This window comes from Cupriavidus necator (genome assembly GCF_013141915.1).
In the GTDB taxonomy this organism is placed as follows: Bacteria; Pseudomonadota; Gammaproteobacteria; order Burkholderiales; family Burkholderiaceae; genus Cupriavidus; species Cupriavidus necator_B.
This window is the reverse complement of sequence record NZ_SROX01000013.1, coordinates 41593-59843: the sequence shown is the minus strand read 5'-3', so window position 1 is coordinate 59843 and position 18251 is coordinate 41593. Positions and strand designations below refer to the sequence as shown.

Below are 18251 nucleotides of genomic sequence, written 5' to 3'. Positions count from 1 at the left end.
CCCGCTGCGCCGGCGCGTGCCGCAACGGCGCATTGCGCCTTGACGCCGCCGCGCGGCGCCCCAACGCCTGCGTTGTAGAGACGATCCGTGCGTTCGTCGGGGCGGGCGGCTGATCTGTCGGTTTTCTGGCGGATCCTGAATGTTTTCAAATCGGATTGTTCCTACTGGCGGGCTCATCTAGATTCGCGAAATGGGCCGCCTGTTGTGCAGCATCGTGCCCGCGAGGCGCCCTCCCGGAGAAACCCATGTCGTTTCGAATAAAGCAGACCGGCGCGCTGATCGCGGCGGCCTGGCTCGCCCTGGCCCCGCTCGCTCCGCAGGCCGCCACGCCATCCACGTCGACCGCCGCCACCCTGACGTGGCCGCGCAACTTTGATGCGGCCACCGACCATGTTGAGCTGTACCAGCCCCAGATCGAAACCTGGGAGGGCAACCGCCTGTCCGGGCGCGCCGCGGTAGCGGTCGGTGAGAAGGGGGGCGCGCCGACCTACGGCGTGGTCCATTTCTCGGCCATCGGCGATATCGACAAGCCTTCCGGGCTGGTGCAACTGACGCGGATCACGGTCGACAGCGTCGAAGTCCCGACCCGGCCCGACGCCGCCGATCGCGTGCGCCAGGCGCTGGTGTCGCGCCTGCCGGCCAATGGCCTGACGGTGCCGCTGGACCAGCTGCAGGCCAGCTACGCCGTGTCGCAGCAACTGGCGCAAGCCGGCCGCGTCGCGGTGCGCAATGACGCGCCGCAGATCCTCTTTGCCACCACGCCGACGCTGCTGGTGCTGGCCGATGGCGAGCCCGCCTGGCGCACCGTGCCCGGCACCGCGTACGAACGCGCGCTGAACAGCCGCGCGCTGTTGCTGCGCGCGCCCGGCGGCGAGCTGTTCCTGAAGGCGGCCGGCTACTGGTATCGCTCGGAATCCGCGGGCGGCGCCTGGGAGGTGATGGCCACGGTGCCCAAGGCGCTGGAGAGCGCGGCCGGCAAGGCGGCGGCCGCGATGAAACCCGATGCGATGCTGCCCGCCGACGGCAAGCGGCCAGCCCGGGCCCCGGCGATCCTGTTCGCGACGCAGCCGACCGAACTGGTGGTGACCAGCGGCGCGCCGCAGATGGCGCCGGTCAGCGGGGTCAGCCTGCTGACCATGGCCAATGCCGACCACGCGGTCTTTGTCGATCCGGCCGCCAACCAGTATTACGTGCTGGTCTCGGGACGCTGGTTCCGCGCGCCGATGCTGACCGGGCCGTGGCAGTACGTGCCAGGCAGCCAGCTGCCGGCGGACTTCGCCCGCATCCCGCCGACCGATCCCAAGGCCAATGTGCTGGTCTCGGTGCCCGGCACGCCGCAGGCGCGCGAGGCCGAGATCGCCGCCACCATCCCGCAGACGGCCACGGTGTCGCGCAGCAAGGCCAGCCTGACGGTGGCGTATGACGGCGCGCCGCGCTTCACGCCCATCACCGGCACCTCGCTCAGCTACGCGGTCAACACCGGCACGCCGGTGATCGAGGTCGACAACAGCCACTATTACGCGGTGGCCAACGGCGTCTGGTTCACTGCGCCGGCACCGGCCGGCCCCTGGCGGGTTGCCACCGAGGTGCCGTCGGCGATCTACACCATCCCGCCGACCTCGCCGGTGTACTACGTCACCTATGTGCGCATCTACGCGGTCACGCCGCAGACCGTGGTGGTGGGCTATACCCCGGGCTACATGGGGGTGGTGGTGAGCGCCGACGGCACCGTGGTCTACGGCACCGGCTATGTCTATCCGCCCTACGTGGGCGCGGTCTACTACGGCTATCCGGCCACCTACGGCTACGGCGCGGGCTTCGGCATCGGCCTGGCCGAAGGCTTTGCCTTCGGCTTCGCCGCCGGCGCATTCTGGGGTGCGGCCTCGCCGTACTGGGGCCCGTACTGGTGGGGCGGCCCTTACAACTGGAACTACGTCAACGTGAACCAGGCCAACTTCTACGGCCGCTGGGGCCAGGGCACGGTCACCCACGGGCAGGGCTGGAACGCCTGGACCGGCACCGAATGGCGCGGCACCGCCGGGGCCGGCTACAACCCGGCCACCGGCGCGCGCTACCAGGGTAGCCGCGGCGCCGCGTTCAATCCTTATTCAGGCGACTACGCGGCCGGCCGCCAGGGCAGCTTCGCCAACCCGTCGACCGGGCGCGAAGGCGCGGCGCGCGGCGGCGTGGCGGGCAACACCTACACCGGCAACTATGCGGCGGGGCGCCAGGCGGCGGGCTACGACGCCCAGACCGGCCGCATCGGCGCGGCCGAGGCCGGCATTGCGGGCAATACGCAGACCGGCCAGCACAGCGCCGGCAGCCGCGGTTTTATCGCCAACCCGGGCAAGGACAACGCGGTGGTATGGAACAACGGCAATGTATATGCCGGCCACGACGGCTCGGTCTACCAGCACACCGACAACGGCTGGCAGAAGCACACCCCCGGCGGCTGGGAGCCGGTGCAGCCGGGCAACGACGCCACCGCCAGGCTGGAGCCGCAGCGTCAGGCGCGCGAGATCGGCCAGCAGCGCCTGCAGGGCATGGCGGGCGCATGGCAGGGACGTGGCTTCGGCGGCCGGGCCGGGGGCTTGCGCGGGGGCGGTTTCCATGGCGGCTTTCGCCGCTGAGGCTGCGGCAGCGGATGCCGGGCGGCCGGCCCAAAAGAGTAAAGACGTCAACAAAAGAATTGAATTGGCGCTTGCCGGGCCCGGCTTTACCCTGCCGGAGATGAGGGAGCACGGCCGGCGGACCGGTGCGGCAGACCATGGCCGGCGCAGGTGGCCGCACGCAGCCATTGCATGCATAACCATGGCGGGAGAGGGATCCGTGAATACTGCATTCCATTGGCGCGGCGCGCTGTGGCTGGCTTGCGCAATGACGCTGGCAGCCTGCGGCAAGGAGAAGCCGGCAGCGCAAGCGCCGCCTGCGACGGAAGTCAGCGTGATGACGGTGGCGCTGCGCGACGTACCCATCGTCTACGACTTTGTCGGCCAGACCCAGAGCTCGCAGCAGGTCGAGATCCGCGCCCGGGTCAATGGCTTTCTTGACCAGCGCGTCTATACCGAGGGTGCGGTGGTCAAGGCCGGCCAGACCATGTTCCTGATGGATCCGAAGCCGTTCGCCGCGGCGCTCGATGCGGCCAACGCCGAGCTGGCGCAGCAGGTGGCGCGGCTCAAGACCGCCAATGCCGACCTGGCGCGGGTACGACCGCTGGCCGCGCGCAACGCGCTGAGCCAGCGCGACCTGGACGACGCCGTTGGCAAGCAGCAGGCTGCCGCGGCCGCGGTCGAGGGGGCGCGGGCCAGTGTCACCAATGCCAGGTTGAACCTGGGCTATACCACGATCAAGTCACCGGTCACCGGCGTGTCGAGCTTTGCCAAGAAGCAGGCCGGAAGCTATATCGACCCATCGAACAGTCTGCTGACCTACGTGGCCAAGCTCGACCCGATGTGGGTCAACTTCAGCCTGTCCGAGAACGAGGTGCTGTCGTCACGCTCGGAGCAGGAGTCCGGCGCGCTCAAATTCCCGCCCAAGGGCGCCTTTGACGTGTTGATCGTGATGGCCGATGGCAGCCAGTTCCCGCATCACGGCAAGATCACCTTTGCCGATGCCTCGTTCAGTGCCGAGACCGGCACCTATATGATCCGCGCCGAGGTCGCCAACCCGGATGGCACGCTGCGCCCCGGCCAGTTCGTACGCGTGAAGCTGCATGGCGCTGAGCGCACCAAGGCCGTGGCGGTGCCGCAGGAAGCCGTCATCCAGGGCCCGCGCGGGCAGATGGTGTGGGTGGTCGGCGCGGACAACAAGGCCCAGCAGCGCGTGGTCGATGTGGGCCAGTGGACCGGCGACAACTGGGTGATCCGCTCCGGCCTGAAGGCCGGCGAGCGCGTGGTCGTCAGCGGCGGGCTGCGGCTGGCGCCCGACGCGCCGGTCAAGGCCGTCGAGGCCGTGCCCGGACAGAAGGCCCCCGCGGCTGCGGCGGCCGCCAGCGCGCCAGGCGCATCAACTCCCGCCCAGGCCGCAAAGGGTACGGAGAGCGCAGGGAGCAAGCCATGAAGCTTGCCCACTTCTTTATCGACCGACCCATCTTTGCGTCGGTCCTGTCCATCATCATTGTGGTGGGCGGCCTCGTCGCGCTGACCAAACTGCCGATTGCCCAGTTTCCGGAGGTCACGCCGCCGTCGATCACGGTGACGACGCGATACCCCGGAGCCAGCGCGGAAGTGGTCGCGCAGAACGTCGCGGCGCCGATCGAGCAGCAGGTCAACGGCGCGGACCGGATGATGTACATGAACTCGACGAGTTCCTCGACGGGTGACATGACCTTGACGGTGTATTTCGAGATCGGGACCGATCCGCAACTGGCGCAGGTAGATGTGCAGAACCGGGTCAACCTGGCGCTGCCGACCCTGCCTGAAGCTGTCACGGCCCAGGGCGTTTCCGTACAGAAGCGTTCTTCCGCGTTCATGATGGTGATTGCCATTTTTTCGCCGGACAACAGCTACGACCAGACCTTTGTCGGCAACTACGCCAACATCTATGTGCTGGATGCGCTCAAGCGCATTCCCGGGGCCAACCAGTCGGCGATCTTCGGCAATCCGGACTACGCCATGCGGCTCTGGCTGCGGCCAGACCGGATGGCATCGCTGGGCATAACCACGGAAGACGTCAAGAACGCTGTCAGCGCGCAGAACCAGCAGTTCTCGGCCGGCCGTATCGGACAGTCGCCGACCACGGATCCCGTCCTGCAGACGTTCCCGATTGCGACCAAGGGCCAGATGACCGAGCCCGCCGAGTTCGAGAACATGATCCTGCGCGCGCAGTCGGGCGACGCCGCGCTGGTGCGGCTCAAGGACATCGGCAGGGCCGAACTCGGCGTCAAGGACTATTCGCTGCGCAGCCGCTACAAGGGCAAGACCGCCACGCTGCTGGCGGTCTACCAGCAGCCGGGCGCCAATGCGCTGGACGTGGCCAAGCAGGTGCGCAGCACGCTGGCGGAACTGAAGAAGTCGTTCCCGCCGGGGCTGGAATATGAGGTCGCGCTCGACACCACCGAGTTTGTGAACGAATCGATCAACGAGGTGGTGCACACGCTGCGCGATGCGGTGATCCTCGTGATTCTGGTCGTCTACCTCTTCCTGCAGAGCCTGCGCGCAACCATCGTGCCGATCCTTGCCGTGCCGGTGTCGATCATCGGCGCCTTCGTCGGCATGAGCATGTTCGGCTTCTCGGTCAACATGCTGACCTTGTTCGGGATGGTGCTGGCCATCGGCATTGTGGTTGACGACGCGATCGTGGTGATAGAGAACGTCGAGCGCAATATGGTTGAGTTCAAGTTGCCACCAAAGGAGGCGGCCAAGCGTGCCATGGACGAGGTGAGCGGCCCCGTGGTTGCGATCGTGCTGGTGCTCCTGGCGGTGTTCATCCCGGTGGCGTTCCTGTCAGGCATTACCGGCCAGCTCTACAAGCAGTTTGCCGTCACCATCGCGGTGTCGGTGGTGCTGTCCGGGGTGGTGGCGCTGACACTGTCGCCAGCGCTTGCGGCAATCCTGCTCAAGCCTGGCGAGCACAAGAAGAACCGCTTCTTCCAGTGGTTCAATAATTCGTTCGATCGCCTGATCCAGGGGTACGACAAGTCGCTGCAGGTCGTGATCAGGCGGACGGTGATTTCCATCGTCATCATCCTTGTCATGATCGGGGTGAGCGTGCTGATGTTCGTGCGGATACCGTCGTCGTTCCTGCCGGTGGAGGACCAGGGCTATCTGTTCGGTGCCGTGGTGATGCCGGATGCGGCCAGCCTGGACCGCACCGGCAATCTCTCCTCCCGTGCCGAGGCCTGGTACGCCAAGCAGCCCGGCGTCAGCTCTGTGGCGTCCGTGGACGGGTACAGCCTGATCGATTCGCAGAACAAGGCCAATGCTTCCACCTTGTTCATCACGCTGAAGGGCTTCCATGACCGCAAGGAAGGCGAGAGCGCGGCGGATCTGATCGCCAAGGCGAAGAAGGAGTTTGCAGGCTACCAGGACGGTGTAAGCATTCCGATCAACCCGCCCTCGATCCCGGGCCTGGGAACCACCGGTGGTTTTGAGTTCTGGCTCCAGAGCACGGCGGACGGCACCTACCAGCAGCTGGAGGAGCGGGTGCATGCCTTTATCGCCAAGGCGCGGCAGCGGCCAGAGCTGACCGGGATAAATTCCACCATCAACACGCGCTCGCGCCAGTTGCTGGTGGAGGTGGATCGCGAACGCTCCGAAACCCAGGGCGTGCCCGTCGAGCAGGTCTATTCCGCGCTGCAGACCATGTTTGGTTCGCTCTTCGTCAGCCAGTTCCCGAAGAACAGCCGGCTGTTCCAGGTGATCCTGCAGGCCGAGGCCGACTACCGCTCGCGTCCGGAGGATCTCGACAAGGTCTACGTGCGCAACCGCACTGGCGAAATGGTGCCGATCAAGGCGGTGACGACATCCCGGTACGTCCCTGGCGCCGATATCATGACCCGCTTCAACAATTTCCCGGCCGCAAAGATCATGGGCGATGCCGCGCCGGGCTACAGCTCTGGGCAGGCGCTTGCGGCCATGGAGGACGTGGCGCGGGAAGTGCTTGGCCAGGGCTACAGTTTCGCCTGGAGCGGACAGGCGTACGAGGAGAAGACCGCCGGATCGACCGCAGCGATGGTCTTTGCCTTTGCCTTGCTGATGGTGTTCCTGATCCTCGCGGCTCAGTACGAAAAATGGTCGCTGCCATTCGGTGTCCTGCTGGCGGTACCGTTCGCGCTGTTCGGTGCACTGGTTGCCATCCTGTTGCGCGGCATGCAGAACGACGTCTACTTCCAGATCGGGCTGACGGTGCTGATTGCGTTGGCGGCGAAGAATGCCATCCTGATCTTCGAGTTCGCGGTGGAAATCCGGCACAAGGAAGGCCTCAGTGCCTACGATGCCGCCTTGCATGCGGCCAAGCTGCGCCTGCGCCCGATCATCATGACCTCGCTCGCCTTTATCCTCGGCTGCGTGCCGCTGGCGATCGCAAGCGGCGCGTCGGCGGCCAGCCGACAGTCGCTGGGCACCGGCGTGATCGGCGGGATGCTCGGCGCCACGGTGATTGCGCTGTTCTTCATCCCGATGTTCTTCTGGGGGCTGGAGGTGATGTCCGAGCGCAAGCCGAAGCCCAAGGTCGAGGCCGCGCCCACCACGCCACCGGCCGGAGAACCGTCATGAGCGCACGCCACCGGCTGGCCGGCGCCTGCCTGGCCGCGGCGCTGGGCGGCTGCGCCATCGGCCCCAACTACGAGCGCCCGGCCGCGCCCGAGCCGGCGCAGTACCGCATCGATACCGGGGTGCTGTCCGTGGCCGCGGACAGCGCCTGGTGGGACAGCTTCGGCGACCCGGTGCTGAACACGCTGGTCGAGACCGCGCTGCGCAACAGCTACGATGTGCGCATCGCCGCGGCCCGCATCGATGAGTTCCGCGGCCAGCTGATGGTGGTGCGCTCGGGATTCTTCCCGCAGGTGAACCTGTCGGCGGCGGCCACGCGCCAGCGCGCCGGCACCTTCAATGGCACGCCGTTCGCGTCGCTCGATGGCCCGCGCAACTCCTACCAGCTGCTCGCCAATGCCAGCTGGGAGATCGACCTGTGGGGCCGCATCCGGCGCCAGGCGGAATCCGCCGAGGCCAGCCTGTGGAACGCCGAGTATGCGCGCCGTGGCGTGGTGCTGTCACTGGCGGCATCGGTGGTGCAGGGCTATGCCACGCTGCGCGGGCTGGACGCGCAGCTGGAGATCGCGCAGCAGACGCTGAAGGCGCGCGGGGCTGGGCTGGATATCTTCCGGCAGCGCTATGAAGGCGGGGTCATCTCGCAGGTTGAGCTGTCGCAGGCCGAGAACGATTTTTACGTGACCGAGGCGACGATCCCGGTGCTGCGCAGCGGCATCGCGCAGACCGAGAACGCGCTGTCGGTGCTGCTGGGCCGCGAACCCGGGCCAATCGAGCGCGGCAAGCCGGTCAATGAACTGCAGCCGCCGCCGGTGGGTGCGGACCTGCCGGCCGCGCTGCTGTCGCGCCGGCCCGACGTGCTGCAGGCCGAGCAAACCGCCATCGCCGCCAACGCGCAACTGGGCGCGGCACAGGCTCTCTACCTGCCGGCCGTCAACCTGAGCGGCCTGTTCGGCGCCATCGCCAGTTCGCCGGCGGGGCTGTGGCACAGCGCCTCGCAGGTATGGGGGTTCGGCGCGGGCCTGACCCAGCCGATCTTCCAGGGCGGCGCCATCCGCGGCCAGGTCCAGACCGCCTCGGCGCAGCGCGACCAGGCCATGCTGGCCTACCAGGGCACCGTGCTGGCGGCGCTGGCCGACGTCAACAGTGCGCTGTCCAACGGCATCGAGACGCGCAACCGCCTGGTCAGCCTGCGCCAGCAGGAGAAGAGCCTGGTGGTCTATGCCGACCAGTCGAGCGCGCGCTACGAGGGCGGCTATTCCAGCTACCTGGAGGTGACCACGGCGCAGGAGAAGCTGTTCGCCACGCAACTGTCGACGGTGCAGGGGCAGGTGGACGTGTTGACCGGCACGGCGGCGTTGTACAAGTCGCTCGGCGGCGGCTGGCCGTCGGTGCCGCAGGATGTGCGCGACGCCGGGATGCAGGGGGATGCGAAGGTGTTGAGGCAGTAGCGGATAGTTTTACTTGTACGCACCGCTGCAGTCGGAACTGGCCATCACCTCACACATACGCTCCCCTCTCCCGCGGGCGGGAGAGGGGAGCAAGCCACCGCTGTTGCAGCGCGTTACCGTGCCGACCACTCCCCCTGCCTGACCCCCAGCGCCGTGACCACGCCATAGGCCGAGATTCCCAGCGCCACGCCCAGGAAATGCCCGTCGAGGCCCATGCCGAACACATTGGCCAGCAGCCAGCCGCCGCCGGCGGCCAGCGCGATCCGGCATAACCCGGCCGCCACCGGCCAGCGCATGCGGCCCGCGCCCATCGAGGCGAAATACAACGCCATGCCGAGCCCGAAGCCGCCGAATGCCGGCCCCACCCATGACAGCGCGCGCGCGGCGATGGCAATAACTTCGGGATCGTGGGTGAACAGGCTGGCAAAGCGCACCGGCGCCAGGCCGACGGCGGCGCCCGCGCTGCCGGCGATGGCCAGTGCCAGCAATGCCCCCACCCACGCCGTGCGGCGCGCGGTGTGCCAGTCGCCGGCGCCCACGGCGCGGCCTACCAGCGCCGTCAGCGCCGAGCCCACGCCGAAGGCCAGCGGGATCATCAGGAATTCCAGCCGCGCCGAGATACCGTAGGCGGCCACCGCGGCGGTGCCATGGTGGCGCAGTTGCGCGGTGACCAGGATGGTGGTCAGGTTGGCGACCGAGGCCAGCGCGCACGCCACCAGGCCCACCGACAGGATGCGCGCGAACAGCGGCCGCGACAGCCGCACCCGCAGCACCGGCACGAAGCCCGCGCCGCCACGCGCCACCACCACCGCCATGGCCAGCGCCGCGGCCCACGATACCGCCGCCAGCGCCGCGCCGATGCCGGCCAGGCCCATGCCGGCGGGCTCGGCCAGCAGCCACGACAGCACCGGGAACGCCACCCACATCAGCGCCAGCACGCGTGCCGCCAGCGCATGGCGGCCGCCGCCGCGCAGCACCGACGCCAGCGTGTTGGCCAGCCACGCCGGGATGGCGCCCGCGCCGAACAGCCAGATCGCATAGGTGGCGGCGGCCTCGGCGGCGGTGGCGCCAGCCACCGCGCCTAGCACCGCGCGCGGAAAGCCCGCCAGCACCACGGCAAACGCCAAGCCGGCGACCACCGCGATCCACAGCGCATGCGCCACCAGCGCCGAGGCATCGTCGCGCTTGCCGGCACCCAGCGCCCGCGCGATGGCCGCCACCACGCCGCCGCCCATGGCGCCGGTCGACATCTGCTGCAGCAGCAGCGCGAAAGGCAGCACCACCGCCCAGCCGGCCAGCGCCGCCGTGCCCTGGCGCGCCGCCAGCCAGGTTTCGATCAGCTGCGCGGCCGCCTGCAGCACCGCAATCAGCGCGGTGGGCCCGGCCAGCTTGCCGATGCGGCGGGCGATTTCGGTAGCCGGCACCGCGTCGGCCGGCAGCGTGCCCGCAGGCAATGCGCGCGTGTCAGTCATGGCCGGTCACCGGCCCGCCCGCCGCGGCCTCGGCGTCGCCGAAGCGGCGGCGCAGGAAGCGTCCGGCCCCCGGGCCCGGCAGCACGCGCACGTCGTCCAGCGTGATCGCGCTGCCGTCGGCGCGCGTCAGCGCGGGCTCGGCGATCTCGGTGCCGGTGCGGCGGTCCTGCAGCAGCGTCAGCGGCCCCTTGTCATCGGTCATCCAGCGGTCGGCCCATGCCTTGAGCGCCACATAGGCCGGAAAGAAGTCGCGGCCCTTGTCGGTCAGCTGGTAGATATGGCGGGGCCCGCCCTCGGGCATGACGCGCGCCAGCAGCCCGTGCGCCACCAGCGTCTTCAGGCGCGCGCTCAGGATATTGGGGGCGATGCCCAGGTTGCGTTCGAACTCGTCGAAACGCGTGCTGCCATAGAAGGCCTCGCGCAGCACGAGGATGGCCCAGCGTTCGCCCAGCACGGCCATTGAACGGGCCACGGGGCAGGGCATCGCGGTGAAATCGGTAGGGGGCATGGTCTCCGCCGTTGTCGGTTGCCTGCTTTTAATGTGCAAGCTGGCTGCAGCATAGCTTGCAAATTGAAAGTGTGCAGGACGCGCCGGCCTTCCCGGGTCCGAAAGCGTGCGGTCTCCGGCCAGCGGTGGCGGTTACTTCACGCCTCCCGGAAGACCTCGAGCTTTTCCAGTTCCTCCCGGAGGAACCCGATCAGGGCGCGCGTCGCCATCGACGGGTGCAGGTTGGGCGTGGTGATGATGAACAGCTTGTTGCCCAGGCCCTCCGGGCGCCAGTCCGGCAGCACCGGCACCAGATAGCCGGCGCGCACTTCTTCCCAGCCGATATAGACCGGCAGCATGCCGATGCCATGGCCTTCGCGCACCGCGCGCGCCAGGAACAGGAAGTGCTCGGACTGCAGCGTGGGCGTCAGCGCCACGTCCACGCGCTGGCCGTCGCGGTACAGCGACAGCGGGAACTGCCGCGGCGGGTAGGGCGGGCACAGGAAGCTGCAGCCGGCCAGGTCCGGCGGCACCTGTACCGGCGGGATGCGGGCCAGGTACTGCGGCGAGGCATACAGTTGCCAGCGGATATCGCAGATTTCACGCGCCACGTGGTCCAGCGGCGGCGCCGAGGTGACCTTCAGCGCCACGTCGATCTCGGCCGCGATCAGGTCGTTGACGCGGTTGGCAAAGAACACCCGCAGCGTAATGCCGGGATGCTTCTGCGCGAACTGCAGCAGCATCGGCGCGAGATAGGCGTCGCCCAGCCCGGTCGGCACGCTCACCCGCACATGGCCGCGCAGGGTCCGGCCGAGGCTGTCGATCTCGGCCTGCGCCGAGGCCACTTCCTGCAGGATGCGCACGCCGTGCTGGTACAGCGCCTGGCCGGGCTCGGTCAGCTCCAGCCGGCGCGTGGTCCGGCGCAGCAACTGTGCGCCGGCCTGGTGCTCCAGCTCGCGCAGCTGGCGGCTGACCTGCGAACGCGTCACGCCGCGCCGCCGCCCGGCTTCGGCAAGGGTGCCTGCATCGACGATGTCGACGAAGGCCTGGATCAGGTTGAGGTCCATCGGGGATTGCCTGCAGGATTGTCACGTCTGGGGCAACATTGTGATTCCACCTCGCCTGATTGTCGATGTGTGGCTACGCCGATACAGTGGTCGACTGACCGAACCAAGCAAGGAGACAGCGGATGGCCACGGACCTTTGGTATGAAGACCTGCACCGCAGCGGCGAGGTCCTGCTGGCGCGCGGCGCCCGGCTGGCCGGCGGCCTGCGCGCGCTCGGCGTGCAGGAGGGCGACGTGGTCGCGGTCCTGCTGCGCAACGATCCCGTGTATGCCGACGTGGTCCATGCCTGCCGCATCGCCGGCTGCTATTACTGTCCGATCAACTGGCACTTCACCGCAGAGGAAGTGCGTTTCCTGCTGACCGACAGCGGTTCGAAGGTGCTGCTGGTGCAGGACGACCTGCTGCCCGCGGTGCGCGACGCCATCCCGCCCGGCATGGCGGTGCTGTCGGTGGGCGGCGGCGCCGATGGCGCGACCGAATATGAAGCCTGGCTTGCGCAGCAGCCCGCCTACGACGGCCCGCGCGTGGCGCCGCGCGGCCATATGGCCTACACCTCCGGCACCACCGGCCGGCCCAAGGGCGTGGTGCGCCAGCCGCTGCCGCTGGACCGGCTGGAGGAACAGCTTGCGCGCATGCGCTCGGTGGTGCGGCAGACCTACGGCCTCGAGCCCGGCTGCCGCGCGCTGATGTCGGCGCCGCTGTACCACAGCGCGCCGGGCTCGTTTATCCAGAACGCGCTGCAGATGGCAGAGCGCCTGGTGCTGACGCCGCGCTTCGACCCCGAGCAGGTGCTGGCGCTGGTGGAAAAACACCGCATCGACGTGCTCTACCTGGTGCCCATCATGTACGTGCGCCTGCTCAAGCTGCCGCCCGAGGTGCGGGCCAGGTACGACCTGTCCTCGATCCGCTTCGTTGCCTCGACCGGGTCGCCGTGCGCGCCCGAGGTCAAGCGCGCGATGCTGGAATGGCTGGGCCCGGTGATCCATGAAACCTATGCCTCCAGCGAAGCGGGCATGATCACGGTGGCGACCCCGGCCGACGCCGCCGCGCGCCCCGGCACCGCCGGCAAGCCGGTCGACGATGCCCAGCTGCGCATCCTGCACCCGGACGGGCGCGAGTGCGCGCCGGGCGAAATCGGCCTGGTCTACGTGCGCCAGCCGGCTTACCCTGACTTCAGCTACCGCAACAACGAGGCCGCGCGCGCCGCCATCGACCGCGACGGACTGGTGACGCTGGGCGACATGGGCTACGTCGATGCCGACGGCTACCTGTTCATCTGCGACCGCGCCTCGGACATGGTGATTTCAGGTGGCGTGAACATCTATCCGGCGGAGATCGAGCACGAGCTGGTGCGCTACCCCGGCGTGGCCGACTGCGTGGTGTTCGGCATTCCCGACGACGAGTATGGCGAGCGCCTGCTGGCCATGGTGCAGCCGATGCCGGACGTCGAGATCCGCGAGGCCGAAGTGATCGACTGGCTGCGCCAGCGGCTGTCGGGCTTCAAGGTGCCGCGCAGCATCGTGGTCGAGGCGCAGCTGCCGCGCGATGAAACCGGCAAGCTCGCCAAGCGCCGGCTGCGGGACCGATACTGGGAAGGCCGCCAGCGCCGCGTCTGAGCGCCCGGGCGGGCGGCACGGATCACAACCATAACGACAGGAGGAGACGCGATGCACAACATACCGACCAAACGGCGCGCCTGGTTCGCCGCCATGGCGGCCGGCGCCGGCTGTGCGCTGGCCATCTGGGGCGGGGCCGCGCAGGCGGCCTTTCCCGATCGCCCGATCAAGCTGGTGGTGCCCTACACGCCGGGCGGCTCGACCGACCAGTTCGGCCGCGCGCTGGCCGACGGGATGTCGCGCCAGCTGGGCCAGAGCGTGGTGGTGGAAAATCGCCCCGGCGCGGCCACCATGATCGGCACCACCAGCGTGGCGCGCGCGCCGGCCGATGGCTACACCATGGTGCTGGCGACCAACGGCAGCATGGTGCTCAACCCGATGCTGTACAAGAAGATCAACTACGATCCGCCCAAGGATTTCCGCATCTTCAACGTTGGCGCCGAGGCGCCGCTGGTAGTGGTCACCAACACCCGCGTGCCGGCCGCCAATATCCGCGAGTTCGCGGCCTACGCCAAGGCCGAGGGCGGCAAGCTCAACTATGCCTCGGTAGGCCTGGGCAATGCGCTGCAGCTGGCCACGGAAATGCTCAAGGCCGAGCTGGGCATTGCCGTCACGCACGTGCCCTACAACGGCAGCGCCCCGGCGCTGGCGGCGCTGCTGGCCAACGACGTGCAGCTGATGGTCGATGTGGTCAGCACCTCGCTGCCGCATATCAAGGCGGGCAAGCTCAAGGCCCTGGCGGTCACCGGGCGCAGCCGTCTCGAGGTGCTGCCCGACGTGCCGACCGTGGCCGAAAGCGGCTATCCCAACTTCCGGGCCGCCACCTGGTTCGGCCTGGCCGTGCCCGCGCATACGCCGCCCGACGCGGTCGCCCGGCTGCAGGCCGCCGCCGACCACGTGCTGAAGGACCCGCAGTTCCGCGCCACCTTCAGCGCGCTGGGGCTGCTGGTGCAACCGCCGCGCACGCAGGCGGAGATCGACCGCTATATCGAAGCCGACCGCGCGCACTGGGGCAAGGTGATCAAGGCGAACAACATCTCGCTGGACTGAGCGCCGTCCTGCATTCATCCGCCGATCATCGGCCGCGCGCCGGTCATCGCACTGACGAAGGGGGTATAGTCGACGCCATTCAAGCGTCACCCCCCTGTCATGACCGATCGCGAGCCCAACGATCCCACGCCTTCTGGTTCGTCGCCCCAAAGCCGGGGCGCAGAGCCTGACCCCCAGGCGGCGCCCGACGCCGGCACGGCGCCTCCCGATCCCCGCCTGCTGAACCAGATCAGCCGCCGCGCGCGCGTGGCGGCGTGGCGCAAGTCGCGCCAGGCCGGGCGCATCTCGCGCACCACGCTGCGCTATGCCGTATTCATGTTCGGCGCGGGCTGCGTCGGTGTGTTCTCGCTGGTGTTCGCCTGGATTGCCGAAGTGGCGCTGCACTGGAACCGGCAGCTGATCCAGGCCACGCCGTGGCTGGCTTTCGTGATGCTGCCGTTCGGGCTGGCCGGGCTGCGCTGGATGACCATCCGGCTGGCGCCGCAGGCGCGCGGCAGCGGCATCCCGCAGGTAATCGCCGCGGTCACCTTGCCGCCGTCGGGCCCGGCGCAGACGATGCTGGTGTCGTTCCGCCAGTCGATGTGGAAGGTGGTGCTGACCGCCGCGGCACTGCTGGCCGGCGCCTCGGTCGGGCGCGAGGGGCCGTCGGTGCAGGTGGGCGCGGCGGCCATGCTGGCCTGGGGCCGCTGGTGCCAGGAGAAGCTGCGCTTTCGCATCGGCTTCCATCCTAATGCGCTGATCGCGGCCGGCGCGGCCGGCGGGCTGGCGGCGGCGTTCAACACGCCGCTGGCCGGGGTGGTGTTTGCCATCGAAGAACTGGGCCGCGGCACCGCGGTGCGCTGGGACCGGCTGGTGCTGTCCGGCGTTCTGACCGCCGGTTTCCTGTCGCTGGCGGTGCTGGGCAACAACCCGTATTTCGTGGTCAAGGTGCCGATGCTGGGTTTGCATGAAGCCTGGGGTCCGGTGCTGCTGTGCGCGGTGGTCACCGGCGTGCTGGGCGGTGTGTTTGCCAAGGCGCTCAAGGGTGGTGTGCCCGCGTTGCTGCCCGCGGCGTGGCGCGACTGGCCCGGGCGCCATCCGGTGTGGGTGGCGTTCGGCTGCGGGGTGGTGGTGGCGATCATCGGCTGGGCCACCGCGGGCGCGACCTTCGGCACCGGCTATGAGCAGGCCGCGGCGCTGATCAACGGCGAATCGCATGCCACGCTGTGGTTCGGCCTGGCCAAGCTGGTGGCGACCGTGGTGTCGTACTTCGCCGGCATCCCGGGCGGGATCTTCACGCCCGCGCTGGCGATCGGCGCGGGCATCGGCGAGAACGTCGCGCACTGGGTCAGCGGCATGGCCGAGCCGCGCGTGCTGGCGCTGGTGTCGATGGCGGCGTTCCTGGCCGCGGCGACGCAGGCACCGATCACCGCCAGCGTGATCGTGATGGAAATGACGCGCACGCAGGACCTGACGGTGTTCCTGCTGGCGGCGTCGCTGCTGGCTTCGTTCATTTCGCGGCAGTTCTCGCCGCACCCGTTCTACCACCAGGTCGGCCACACGTTCCGGCGCGAGGCGCTGGCGCTGGCGCGCAAGGCGCCGGCCGGTTGATGCCGGCGCCGGCCGTAAGTGCCTGCGCCGCCAAGGCCATCGGGTAAGCTAGCGCACGTCCCCTTGCCAGCGCGGCCGGAAGTGAGCCGTTCGTCACGATCCCCACGCGCAGGAACAACCCGGCAGGGACGGGCTCCAACCCCGGAGCCTTTCACCAGGAGTCCGATTTGAAATTCCCCGTTGCCGGGCTGGCGCTCGCCGGCCTGCTCGGCGCCGCTGGCGCCAATGCCGCCCCGGCTGCCACCCCCCCCTCCGCACCGGCCGCCAAGCCGGCGGCCACTGCTGCGGCCAAGGGCCAGGCAGAAGACAGCGCACTGTCGCCGTTGCTGGCCATGCTCGAAATCGGCAACCCGCTGCCGGCGCTGCCGGACTGCGCCGACAAGCGCTCGCCCGACGGCCGCGACGTCACCGGCTTTTGCGTTGAGCTGAAGGGCGATGGCCTGATGCGCCAGGTCGGCGTGCCGCGCGCGCAGCGCCCCGCGTTCATGGACGGCCCCTATGTGTTGGCCTTTGTCGATCGCAATGCGCTGGTCGGCCTGGTGGTGCCGACCGCCGGCGCCAACTCGCAGCAGGCCGCGGCCGACAGCGTCAGCGCGCTGTACGGCAAGCCCTTCCGCCAGGAGCAGGTCGACATGCCCGCCAAGGGCGGCAAGACCGTCAAGACGCTGCATGCCGGATGGATGCACAAGCCGCTGACGGTGGAGCTGTACGCGATGCCGGAAGACCCCAGCACCGGCACTATCGAGATGCTGCTGCCGCAGGCCCGCGCGCTGATGGCGGACAAGGACGCCGAGGTCGACAAGCAGCTCAACCCGGCCTCGGCGCCCGCGGCAAAGGGCGGCAAGGCCGCCGCCAAGCCCGCGCCGAAGGCTGCGCCCAAGCCGGAAAAGCCGGGCAGCTGGTAACTGGCGATCGCATCAAAGTGACCGGGCCCCGCTTTCGCGAGGGCGACGTGATGGACCTTGTTTCAGAGCCCCTCCATCACCTTGTCCAGTCCCCGCACCACGCCGCGCACGGTGTGGACCTTGCGGATCGCTAGCAGCGCACCGGCCACATAGGGCTTGGAGCCGTCGCCGGCCTCGTGCTTTAGATGCAGGCGCTGGCCGTCGGCGCCGAAGATCACTTCCACGCCCAGCTGGTAGCCCGGGAGCCGCACCGCGTGCACCTGCGTGCCCGACATGGTGGCGCCGCGGGTTTCCTTCGGGCCGTTGACCTGGTCGACCGGCACCGCCTGGGCGGCGGCCTTGACCTGGCCAAGCCGGTACGCCAGCTCGCGCACCGTGCCCGAGGGCACGTCGATCTTGCCGGCCTTGGCGTAGTCGATGATCTCCCAGTGTTCCAGATGGCGCGCGGCCATCTCGGCAAACTTCTGCAGCAGCACTACCGTGATGGCGAAATTGCCGCAGGCGAGCACGCCGCGATCGGCCCGGCGCGCGGCCGCGTCGATCTCGGCATAGTCGTCGTCGGTCAGCCCGGAGGTGCCCACCACCACGTGCGCGCCGTGCGCCAGCGCCTGCAGGATGTTGTGCTTGGCGATGCCGGGCCTGGTGTATTCGACATAGACGTCGTACGGCGTCTGGCGCAGCGCTTCGATGCTGGCGGCGGCCACGCCCGGGGTTTCGGCATGGCCGGTCAGCTGTGCCAGGGTCTGCCCGGCGGCGCCGCGCGACAGGCCGGCCACCAGCGTCATGTCGGCCGCATGGGCCACGCCGCGCGCCAGTTCGCCGCCGGCCCAGCCGGTCACGCCGCCCACGGCGACACGGATCGGATCGTTCATGTTCTGTTTCTCCGCAAAGGCTGATGGGTCTGGCAGCATACCGCGTCAGCCGGCTGCGCGCCGGCGGTCGAGCTTGCGCGCCAGCACGATCGAGGTGGTGGTGTGGTTGACGCCGTCGAGCATGCCGATCTCGTCGAGCAGCCGGTCGAGCCGGTCATGCGTGTCGCAGCGGATCGCCACCAGGTAGTCGACCGGACCGCTGACCGAATTGACCTCTTCGATCTCCGGCAGCCGCTGCAGCGCGCGCAGGATCGCGGGCGCGGCCTTGGGCTGCACCGACAGGCCGCAATAGGCCAGGATGGCGTTGTCTTCCATGCGCTGGCCCAGCCGCACGCCATAGCCGGCGATCACGCCGCTGCGTTCCAGCCGCGCGATGCGCGCCACCACGGTGGTGCGCGCGATCCCCAGGTGCCGGGCCAGGTTGGCGGCGCTTTCGCGCGCGTTGGCCTGCAGCAGCGAAAGCAGGTGTCGGTCGGTGGTGTCGAGTTCGGTCATTGCGTCGGGATGTCTCGTCGTTTCGTTCGATTATGGTG

The 18251-nt window shown here is 69.1% G+C and carries 12 protein-coding genes and 1 pseudogene; 8 read left to right on the top strand and 5 right to left on the bottom strand.

The annotated features are described in order from the left end of the window. Positions 1–245: 245 nt before the first annotated feature. The 4 genes from E5S69_RS21845 (at position 246) to E5S69_RS21830 (ending at position 8659) form a co-directional block, all read left to right on the top strand. Complete coding sequence (locus tag E5S69_RS21845; protein WP_171516717.1) at positions 246–2630, top strand: carbohydrate-binding family V/XII; 2385 nt, start codon at positions 246–248, stop codon at positions 2628–2630. Between the two features lie 199 nt (positions 2631–2829). Then, positions 2830–4059, top strand: coding sequence for an efflux RND transporter periplasmic adaptor subunit (locus tag E5S69_RS21840; protein ID WP_171516716.1), 1230 nt, complete (start codon positions 2830–2832; stop codon positions 4057–4059). Next, complete coding sequence (locus E5S69_RS21835; RefSeq protein WP_171516715.1) at positions 4056–7214, top strand: efflux RND transporter permease subunit; 3159 nt, start codon at positions 4056–4058, stop codon at positions 7212–7214. The genes E5S69_RS21840 and E5S69_RS21835 overlap by 4 nt, the downstream gene beginning before the upstream one ends. Continuing rightward, the gene (locus E5S69_RS21830) at positions 7211–8659 is read left to right on the top strand and encodes an efflux transporter outer membrane subunit (RefSeq protein WP_171516714.1); all 1449 of its coding nucleotides are present in this window, start codon (positions 7211–7213) and stop codon (positions 8657–8659) included. Before E5S69_RS21835 ends, E5S69_RS21830 begins: the two co-directional genes overlap by 4 nt. 113 nt (positions 8660–8772) lie before the next feature. Here the strand turns inward: E5S69_RS21830 and E5S69_RS21825 are convergent, their stop codons facing one another. The 3 genes from E5S69_RS21825 to E5S69_RS21815 form a co-directional block, all read right to left on the bottom strand. Next, positions 8773–10131, bottom strand: coding sequence for an MATE family efflux transporter (locus E5S69_RS21825; RefSeq protein ID WP_171516713.1), 1359 nt, complete (start codon positions 10129–10131; stop codon positions 8773–8775). Next, positions 10124–10639, bottom strand: a complete 516-nt coding sequence (locus E5S69_RS21820) for a winged helix-turn-helix transcriptional regulator (protein ID WP_171516712.1) — start codon at positions 10637–10639, stop codon at positions 10124–10126. Before E5S69_RS21820 ends, E5S69_RS21825 begins: the two co-directional genes overlap by 8 nt. A 137-nt stretch (positions 10640–10776) precedes the next feature. After that, positions 10777–11685: a LysR family transcriptional regulator gene (locus tag E5S69_RS21815; RefSeq protein WP_171516711.1), complete on the bottom strand. Its 909-nt coding sequence runs from the start codon at positions 11683–11685 to the stop codon at positions 10777–10779. Between the two features lie 116 nt (positions 11686–11801). On the opposite strand from E5S69_RS21815, the pseudogene E5S69_RS21810 reads away from it, so the two are divergent. The 4 genes and pseudogenes from E5S69_RS21810 to E5S69_RS21795 all read left to right on the top strand — a co-directional run. Beyond that, positions 11802–13301, top strand: a pseudogene (locus E5S69_RS21810) (acyl-CoA synthetase); the annotation flags it as partial. Between the two features lie 51 nt (positions 13302–13352). Then, entirely contained in the window at positions 13353–14351 is a 999-nt protein-coding gene (locus E5S69_RS21805) for a Bug family tripartite tricarboxylate transporter substrate binding protein (RefSeq protein WP_171516709.1), read from the top strand. A gap of 99 nt (positions 14352–14450) precedes the next feature. After that, positions 14451–15941: a chloride channel protein gene (locus tag E5S69_RS21800; protein ID WP_171516708.1), complete on the top strand. Its 1491-nt coding sequence runs from the start codon at positions 14451–14453 to the stop codon at positions 15939–15941. Between the two features lie 167 nt (positions 15942–16108). Next, positions 16109–16846: a hypothetical protein gene (locus E5S69_RS21795; RefSeq protein WP_171516707.1), complete on the top strand. Its 738-nt coding sequence runs from the start codon at positions 16109–16111 to the stop codon at positions 16844–16846. A gap of 62 nt (positions 16847–16908) precedes the next feature. Here E5S69_RS21795 and dapB read toward each other — a convergent pair whose 3' ends face one another. Continuing rightward, positions 16909–17718, bottom strand: coding sequence for a 4-hydroxy-tetrahydrodipicolinate reductase (gene dapB, locus E5S69_RS21790; protein WP_171516706.1), 810 nt, complete (start codon positions 17716–17718; stop codon positions 16909–16911). A gap of 45 nt (positions 17719–17763) precedes the next feature. Next, a complete protein-coding gene (locus E5S69_RS21785; protein WP_010809873.1) occupies positions 17764–18213 on the bottom strand; it encodes an Lrp/AsnC family transcriptional regulator in 450 nt (149 codons plus the stop codon). Positions 18214–18251 lie beyond the last annotated feature (38 nt).

Bases quoted from the DNA above. Each gene is read 5' to 3' on its own strand.
- E5S69_RS21845 (WP_171516717.1), top strand. From the start codon at position 246: ATGTCGTTTCGAATAAAGCAGACCGGCGCGCTGATCGCGGCGGCCTGG.
- E5S69_RS21835 (WP_171516715.1), top strand. From the start codon at position 4,056: ATGAAGCTTGCCCACTTCTTTATCGACCGACCCATCTTTGCGTCGGTC.
- E5S69_RS21830 (WP_171516714.1), top strand. From the start codon at position 7,211: ATGAGCGCACGCCACCGGCTGGCCGGCGCCTGCCTGGCCGCGGCGCTG.
- E5S69_RS21825 (WP_171516713.1), bottom strand. From the start codon at position 10,131: ATGACTGACACGCGCGCATTGCCTGCGGGCACGCTGCCGGCCGACGCG.
- E5S69_RS21820 (WP_171516712.1), bottom strand. From the start codon at position 10,639: ATGCCCCCTACCGATTTCACCGCGATGCCCTGCCCCGTGGCCCGTTCA.
- E5S69_RS21815 (WP_171516711.1), bottom strand. From the start codon at position 11,685: ATGGACCTCAACCTGATCCAGGCCTTCGTCGACATCGTCGATGCAGGC.
- E5S69_RS21805 (WP_171516709.1), top strand. From the start codon at position 13,353: ATGCACAACATACCGACCAAACGGCGCGCCTGGTTCGCCGCCATGGCG.
- E5S69_RS21800 (WP_171516708.1), top strand. From the start codon at position 14,451: ATGACCGATCGCGAGCCCAACGATCCCACGCCTTCTGGTTCGTCGCCC.
- dapB (WP_171516706.1), bottom strand. From the start codon at position 17,718: ATGAACGATCCGATCCGTGTCGCCGTGGGCGGCGTGACCGGCTGGGCC.
- E5S69_RS21785 (WP_010809873.1), bottom strand. From the start codon at position 18,213: ATGACCGAACTCGACACCACCGACCGACACCTGCTTTCGCTGCTGCAG.